This window comes from Luteibacter sp. Sphag1AF, from assembly GCF_014192715.1.
Taxonomy (GTDB): domain Bacteria; phylum Pseudomonadota; class Gammaproteobacteria; order Xanthomonadales; family Rhodanobacteraceae; genus Luteibacter.
Map to the genome: position 1 here is coordinate 1,510,570 of NZ_JACHYH010000001.1, position 6,652 is coordinate 1,517,221.

The window sequence follows — 6,652 nt, forward strand, 5'->3', positions numbered from 1 at the left end:
TCCTAGAAGGTTCCATGCGCATCATTTCCCTGAACGCCAACGGCATCCGTTCCGCTGCGACAAAGGGCGTGTTCGACTGGCTGCGCGAGCAGAACGCCGACGTCGTATGCCTTCAGGAAACCAAGGCGCAGGAGAGCCAGCTGACGGACGCGATGTTCCGTCCCGATGGCCATCATTGCTTCTATCACGATGCGCGCAGCAAGAAGGGCTACAGCGGCGTCGCCATTTACTCGCGGCGCGAGCCGGACGAAGTGCGCACGTCGCTGGGCCGCGAAGATTTCGACTGCGAAGGACGCTACATCGAGGCGCGGTACGGCAATCTCAGCGTGGTGTCGTTCTATATCCCGTCAGGCTCATCCGGCGACGAGCGTCAGCAATACAAGTTCCGGATTATGGAATGGCTGACTCCGATTCTCCGGGAGTGGGCTGCCAGCGGCCGTGACTACGTTCTGTGCGGCGACTGGAACATCGTCCACACGAAAAACGACATCAAGAACTGGACCTCGAACCAGAAGAACTCCGGCTGCCTGCCAGAAGAGCGCGCATGGCTGGATCTGTTGTTCAACGAGATGGGCTGGGTGGACACATTCCGTGCGATCAAGCCGGATGCGGTGGAATACACCTGGTGGTCCAACCGCGGGCAAGCCCGCGCCAACAACGTGGGTTGGCGCATTGACTACCAGTTGGCCACCCCCGGACTGCGGGACAAGCTGAAAGGCTGCTCCATCTACCGGGACCAGCGCTTCTCTGACCACGCCCCTTACATCGTGGATTACGCTGAGTGACCTCAACGTCCCCTTCGCCCTACAAGGGCGCGCGCGGTGCGCTTCGTGCATTCGCGCAGCCGGGCGCGATCACCATGCTGTTTTTCGGCCTGGCGTCGGGGCTGCCCTTTCTTCTTGTGGGCAACACGCTGTCGGCGTGGCTGAAAGAGGCCGGCATCAACTACGGTGCCATTGGCCTGGCGAGCTACGTCACCTTCAGCTACAACTTCAAATTCGTATGGGCGCCGCTGGTTGACCGTTTCCGGCTGCCGCTGTTCTGCCGACTCGGGCAGCGCAGGGGCTGGCTGCTGTTTGCGCTGATGCTGCTGGCCGCTGGACTTGCGGGCATGGCAGCCATGCCACCGGATGCCTCGCTGACGCGTTTCGTCTGCATGACCCTTCTGGCCGCCTTTGCGGGCGCCACCATCGACATCGTGGTGGATGCCTATCGTGTGGAGATTGCGCCGCCGGAAGCGCAGGGCGCACTGGCTGCCACTTACACGCTGGGATATCGCCTTGGCCTGATTGCAAGCGGCGCAGGCGTTCTGATCATGGCCGACTCGCTGGGCTGGCAGCGCGCCTACATCGGCATCTGTGCACTTCTGCTCGTGCCGCTGGTCACCGTGTTTCTCGTCCGGGAGCCCGAGCACCGCGTCCGCGAGCGCGTATCCATGCGTGTGGCCGTGGAAGAGGGCTTCATCGGACCATTCCGTGAGTTTTTTTCCCGCTATGGCTTTCCGCTGGCCTTGGGGTTGATCGCGTTCGTCGGCCTGTTCCGTCTGCCTGACCAGATGCTTGGTGTGATGGCTTACCCGTTCTATCTGGATTCGGGGTTCTCCAAGACGCAGGTTGCGGAAGTCTCCAAGGTTTACGGCGTGATCGTGGGCATTGTGGGTGCGTTGCTGGGCGGGTATGCCGTGGCGCGCTTCGGCATCCGTCGCCTGCTGGCGGTGTCCGCGCTGGGCGTGGCGTTGTCCAACCTGCTGTACATCGTGATGGCGAGCCATCCGGGACAGACCTGGAGCTTCGTACTGACGCTGTCCGGTGACAATCTCGCACAGGGATTCGCGGGGCCGGTCCTGGTTGCTTTCATGTCGTCACTGGTCAACCGCAGCTTTACGGCAACGCAGTACGCGTTGCTCAGCTCGCTGGCGAATCTGCCGGGCAAGCTGATCGGCGGAATGTCCGGCTTCATCGTGGCAGGCCTGGGCTACCCGGCTCTTTTCATCATCAGCACGGTATCCATTGTGCCGACGTTGCTGGCGCTGGCCTGGTTGTGGCGGCGCATCCCCGACCTGCGGGCGCCTGCCTGACTGTCGGTCTATGACGTCAGGAGGGGGCACGCGCGGCCGTGATTGTGTGCAAGAATCGGCAGCACAGGGGGCATGCGCGCGACGGAGGATACGCACGTGCCGGATATAGTGGTCAGACATATCGACGAGGCGATGGCGGAGCGGATCAAAACGCTTGCCCGCGAACGACGCTGGTCGATCAATGAAGTCATTCTTCATGCCTTGCGCTACGGACTGGGCATGGGGGCTGGCGATATCTTCAGCGAGCTGCTGCTTGAGCCCGGGGATATCGCGCACCTGACTGGCGCCTACGACGCCCAGGAGCAGGCAGCCTTCCAGGAAGCGCTTAACGCACTGTCGCAAGCGTCGCCGTCGTCTTTGGCCGCTGCGGCACGTACGCGTGCCGACGCAGGCGACGTGGCTTAGAGAAGTGGCGCCGGATACACGGCGCCCAGCACGCGTGGCCCGGACGCGCCGGTTACGGCCGGCAGATTGCCCGGTCGACCCAGTACGCGCTGGCGCGCCAGCCAGGCGAAGGCCATGGCCTCCATGAAGTCCGGGTCGATGCCGTAGTCCGAGCTCTGCCGCAGTTGCAGGCCGCCCAGTCGTGATTCGATGGCGTCCATCAATGAGGCGTTGTGGACGCCGCCGCCACACGCAACGACCTCCCGGGCGCCACGCCCATAGCGGGAAATGTCGTGAGTGATGGTGATGGCGCTCAGTGCCAGGAGCGTGGCCTGAACGTCTGCCGGGTGCAGCCCGCCCAACTCGCGGTGAGTGTCCAGCCACGCCAGATGGAAGTGTTCCCGACCCGTGCTCTTCGGCGGCGGGAGCGCGAAGTAGGGGTCGGCCAACAGCGCAGCGAGCAAGCGCTCGTCTACCTTGCCTGAGGCGGCGAAGGCGCCGCCCTCATCATAGGGCTGCGCCAGCTGGCGCTGGCACCATGCATCCATCAGGCCGTTGGCCGGGCCGGTGTCGAAGCCCGTGACCGACCCATCGGTGCCCAGCACCGACACGTTGGCGATGCCACCCAGATTGAGAACGACGCGTGGGCCAAGGCCCGGCGTCAGGATGTGTGCGTGAAAGGCAGGTACCAGCGGCGCGCCCTGACCACCCGCCGCGACGTCCGCTCGCCGGAAGTCGGCAATGGTCTCGATGCGCGTGGCTTCAGCGATGACTGAGGCATCGCCAATTTGAAGAGTAAAAGGGTGTTCACCGGCCGGCCGGTGTCGGATCGTCTGGCCATGTGAGCCAATGGCGCGTACGGCGCCCGGCTTTACACCGGCCTTCGTCAGCGCTGCCTGAGCGGCTTTAGCGAAGGTTCTGCCGATGGCTACGTCGAGGCGGCCGTAACCGTCCAGATCGAGGCGAGCCTCGTCCTGAGCCACCACGAGGATGCGCTCACGCAATTCGGCGGGCCAGGGGTAGGTCAGCGCACTGACCAGGGAGGGTTGTTCGTCTTCGAAGCGCACCAGCGCAGCGTCAATACCGTCAGCGCTGGTGCCCGAGATCAGGCCGAGATAGAGCTCAGGTACATCCGACATGCCCGGTCAGTCGTCGCTGCGGGTATCGGACTTCGCGCGAGCCAGCTTCACGCTGCTGTCCACCTGAGTGAGGCGGGCCAGCTGCGGCTTCACGACTTCCGACTTGAACTTCGCCAGCTGAGCAGCCGGAAGCGGCTCAGGCTTGGGCAGAGTGACGGTTTGTGGATCGCGCTGCGCGTTGTTGACGCGGAACTCGTAGTGCAGGTGCGGGCCGGTGGCCAGACCGGTCATGCCCACATAGCCGATGGTGCTGCCCTGCGTAACACGCTGGCCGACGCGCAAATTGGCGAAGCGCGACATGTGACCGTAGGCGGTGCTGATGGTGGCGTTGTGCTGGATGACCACGAAGTTGCCGTAGCCATTCATCCAGCCACGGAACTTGACCACGCCGTCGCCTGCCGCGTGAATGGGGGTGCCGCTCGGTGCTGCGTAGTCCACGCCCTTATGTGCGCGCATCTTGCCAAGGATGGGATGCATGCGACCGGCACTGAACTGCGAAGAGATGCGGGTGAAGTCAACCGGGATGCGCAAGAACGAGCCAGTCAGCGGGCGGCCTTCCTCGCTGAAGTAGCTGTACTTGCCGTCGCTGTTCTTGAAGCGATAGGCGGTGTAGCGCTTGCCCTGGTTGATGAACTCGGCAGCCACGATGTCGCCTTCGCGGGCGTAGGCGCCGTCGCGATAGATGTCGTCGTAGATCACCGTGAAGTTGTCGCCGACGCGCAAGTCCTGCACGAAGTCGATGTCGAACTTGAAGACTTCCGCCAGCTTCAGGACCATCGCGTTGCTCATGCCGGCCTTGGAGGCCGCGCCAAACAGTGAGCTGTCGATGACGCCATGGGCGATGTGCTCGCGACGTTGAACGTCGCGCGATTGCGTGGTGAGTTCCGGCTTTGCGCCATCGAGGCGAAGCGTGGCGATGCTGGCTTCATCCTGGTCAAAGCGGACGCCCAGGAGGGACTTGTTCTCGCCCAGGAGGAACTGGAATTCCTGGCCCGGCTTGATCTGATGAAACGCACGGGCGTTGCCGGCGCCATCAATGGCGTGTTGCAGGTCAGTCAGCGTAAGGCCCTGGCCCTGGAAGATGTCGGACAACGTCTGGCCCGGCTGTACCTGCACCGTCTGCCAGTCTTCTGCCGCCACCAGCGGTTTGACGGTTTCCGGATCGAGCTTGGGAAGCGTGAGCGGGACAACGGCATGGACCAGAGGAACCGAGCCGGGTTTCTTCATGGCGCCGGCCCAGGCGGGAATCACCAGGGCGGACAGCACAACAATAAGAAAGGCGGTGCCGGCGAGAATCCAGCGTTCACGATTCCAGCGGATGGGCTCGGCACCGGCGGTGCGACTGAAGGACCAGTGAGCGCAGCGATCGTAAAAGTGAGAGTGGCTTCGCTGTGCCTTGCGGCGCATGGCTTGCCGACGTGCGCTGTGCGCTACCCGATTGACATCACCCATCGCTTCAAGAATCCCGCTTACCCCGAGTTGTCGCGTACCATAGCGGCCTTGTGCAAAGCGCGTCAACGCCTTTCACATCAAGGCTTTGCAACGATTCATTGGGTTAACGCACAATTAACCTCCACGCGCCAATCACGTACTGTCGAGCGCGTCCGGTACATATATATAAGAGGAACGCATGAGCGAGCTGGAACAGGCCCTTTCGATCATCGAGCGCGGCGCCGATGAAGTCATCAAGCGTGAAGAGCTGGAAGCGCGCCTCAAATTGGGTCGTCCCCTTCGCATCAAGGCTGGCTTTGATCCGACGGCGCCGGACTTGCATCTGGGCCATACGGTCCTGCTCAACAAGATGCGTCAGTTCCAGGATCTGGGGCATCAGGTCATCTTCCTGATTGGCGACTTCACCGGCATGATTGGCGATCCCACGGGCAAGAACGTCACCCGCAAGCCATTGACCCGTGAAGACGTGCTGGCCAACGCCGACACCTATGCCGAGCAGGTCTATAAGGTGCTGGACCGCACCCGTACCGAACTTCGCTTCAATTCTGAGTGGTTCGGCAAGATGGGCGCCTCGGACATGATCCGCCTGGCTGCCCAGCACACAGTGGCCCGCATGCTGGAACGCGACGACTTCGCGAAGCGCTATGCCGGCCAGCAGCCGATCGCCATCCATGAGTTCCTTTATCCGCTGGTACAGGGCTACGACTCTGTAGCGCTGGAATGCGACGTGGAGCTGGGCGGCACCGATCAGAAGTTCAATCTTCTTATGGGGCGTGCCCTGCAGGAACATCACGGCCAGGCACCACAGATCGTGCTGACCATGCCCTTGCTTGAGGGGCTGGATGGCGTCAACAAGATGTCCAAGTCGTTGGGCAACTACATAGGTATCAATGAACCGGCCATCGACATCGTCACCAAGACGATGAAGATCGGTGACGAGCTCATGTGGCGCTGGTTCGAACTGCTGAGCTTCGATGTGTCGCTGGATGAGCTGGCGCAGATGAAGGTGGACATCGCCTCCGGTGCCCTCAATCCCCGTGATGCGAAGCTGAAACTGGCCCGCGAGCTTGCCACCCGCTTCCATGATGCAGCGGCCGCCGAACTGGCCATTGCGGGATGGCATGCCGTGGTCACCGGGGAGGGCGATACGTCGCTTCTTCCGCTCAACGACATCCAGGTGACGGCAGAAGGCATTCGTCTGCCCGCTCTTTTGACTGCCGCAGGCATCACGGCAAGCAATTCAGAAGCGAATCGGAAGCTCAAAGAGCGTGCAGTGAAGATTGATGGCGAAGTTGCAGAAGATGCTCAGCGCGTCTTCAACGCCGGTTTTGAAGGTGTGCTCCAGGTCGGCAAAAGAAATTTCGCCCGTATCCGCCTGATTTAACATCGCTTTCAAAAATAATTCACAAAAAGGGTTGCGGGAGTCTCAGGAATCGGTATTATTCGCCTCCCGCAGCGGCCCACGTCGAAAGACGAACGCTACGGCAGCTATATCGCTTCGGCGACAACCTCGAAAAAAAGATTCACGAGGGTGTTGACGGAAACGAAAAACGATATAGAATGGGCGGCTCACCTCGGGACGAAATGTTCAGAGGGCGAC

At 61.9% G+C, this 6,652-nt stretch carries 6 protein-coding genes; 4 read left to right on the forward strand and 2 right to left on the reverse strand.

The window, feature by feature from the left end:
* Positions 1 to 14: 14 nt before the first annotated feature.
* The 3 genes from FHW69_RS06760 to FHW69_RS06770 all read left to right on the forward strand — a co-directional run bounded on the left by FHW69_RS06760 (position 15) and on the right by FHW69_RS06770 (position 2,482).
* Positions 15 to 785: an exodeoxyribonuclease III gene (locus tag FHW69_RS06760; protein ID WP_183422204.1), complete on the forward strand. Its 771-nt coding sequence runs from the start codon at positions 15 to 17 to the stop codon at positions 783 to 785.
* The gene (locus FHW69_RS06765) at positions 782 to 2,077 is read left to right on the forward strand and encodes an MFS transporter (protein ID WP_343203982.1); all 1,296 of its coding nucleotides are present in this window, start codon (positions 782 to 784) and stop codon (positions 2,075 to 2,077) included. Before FHW69_RS06760 ends, FHW69_RS06765 begins: the two co-directional genes overlap by 4 nt.
* A 72-nt stretch (positions 2,078 to 2,149) precedes the next feature.
* Positions 2,150 to 2,482, forward strand: coding sequence for a hypothetical protein (locus FHW69_RS06770; RefSeq protein WP_221195391.1), 333 nt, complete (start codon positions 2,150 to 2,152; stop codon positions 2,480 to 2,482).
* Here the strand turns inward: FHW69_RS06770 and FHW69_RS06775 are convergent.
* Both FHW69_RS06775 and FHW69_RS06780 read right to left on the reverse strand, forming a co-directional pair.
* Entirely contained in the window at positions 2,479 to 3,600 is a 1,122-nt protein-coding gene (locus FHW69_RS06775) for an anhydro-N-acetylmuramic acid kinase (protein ID WP_183422205.1), read from the reverse strand. The genes FHW69_RS06770 and FHW69_RS06775 overlap by 4 nt on opposite strands.
* Before the next feature lie 6 nt (positions 3,601 to 3,606).
* The gene (locus tag FHW69_RS06780; RefSeq protein WP_183422206.1) at positions 3,607 to 5,052 is read right to left on the reverse strand and encodes a peptidoglycan DD-metalloendopeptidase family protein; all 1,446 of its coding nucleotides are present in this window, start codon (positions 5,050 to 5,052) and stop codon (positions 3,607 to 3,609) included.
* 178 nt (positions 5,053 to 5,230) lie between these two features.
* Here FHW69_RS06780 and tyrS point away from each other — a divergent pair, with 178 nt between their 5' ends.
* The gene (gene tyrS / locus FHW69_RS06785) at positions 5,231 to 6,436 is read left to right on the forward strand and encodes a tyrosine--tRNA ligase (RefSeq protein WP_183422207.1); all 1,206 of its coding nucleotides are present in this window, start codon (positions 5,231 to 5,233) and stop codon (positions 6,434 to 6,436) included.
* Positions 6,437 to 6,652: the final 216 nt, after the last annotated feature.

Bases quoted from the DNA above. Each gene is read 5' to 3' on its own strand.
- FHW69_RS06760 (WP_183422204.1), top strand. From the start codon at position 15: ATGCGCATCATTTCCCTGAACGCCAACGGCATCCGTTCCGCTGCGACA.
- tyrS (WP_183422207.1), top strand. From the start codon at position 5,231: ATGAGCGAGCTGGAACAGGCCCTTTCGATCATCGAGCGCGGCGCCGAT.
- FHW69_RS06780 (WP_183422206.1), bottom strand. From the start codon at position 5,052: ATGGGTGATGTCAATCGGGTAGCGCACAGCGCACGTCGGCAAGCCATG.
- FHW69_RS06770 (WP_221195391.1), top strand. From the start codon at position 2,150: ATGCGCGCGACGGAGGATACGCACGTGCCGGATATAGTGGTCAGACAT.
- FHW69_RS06775 (WP_183422205.1), bottom strand. From the start codon at position 3,600: ATGTCGGATGTACCTGAGCTCTATCTCGGCCTGATCTCGGGCACCAGC.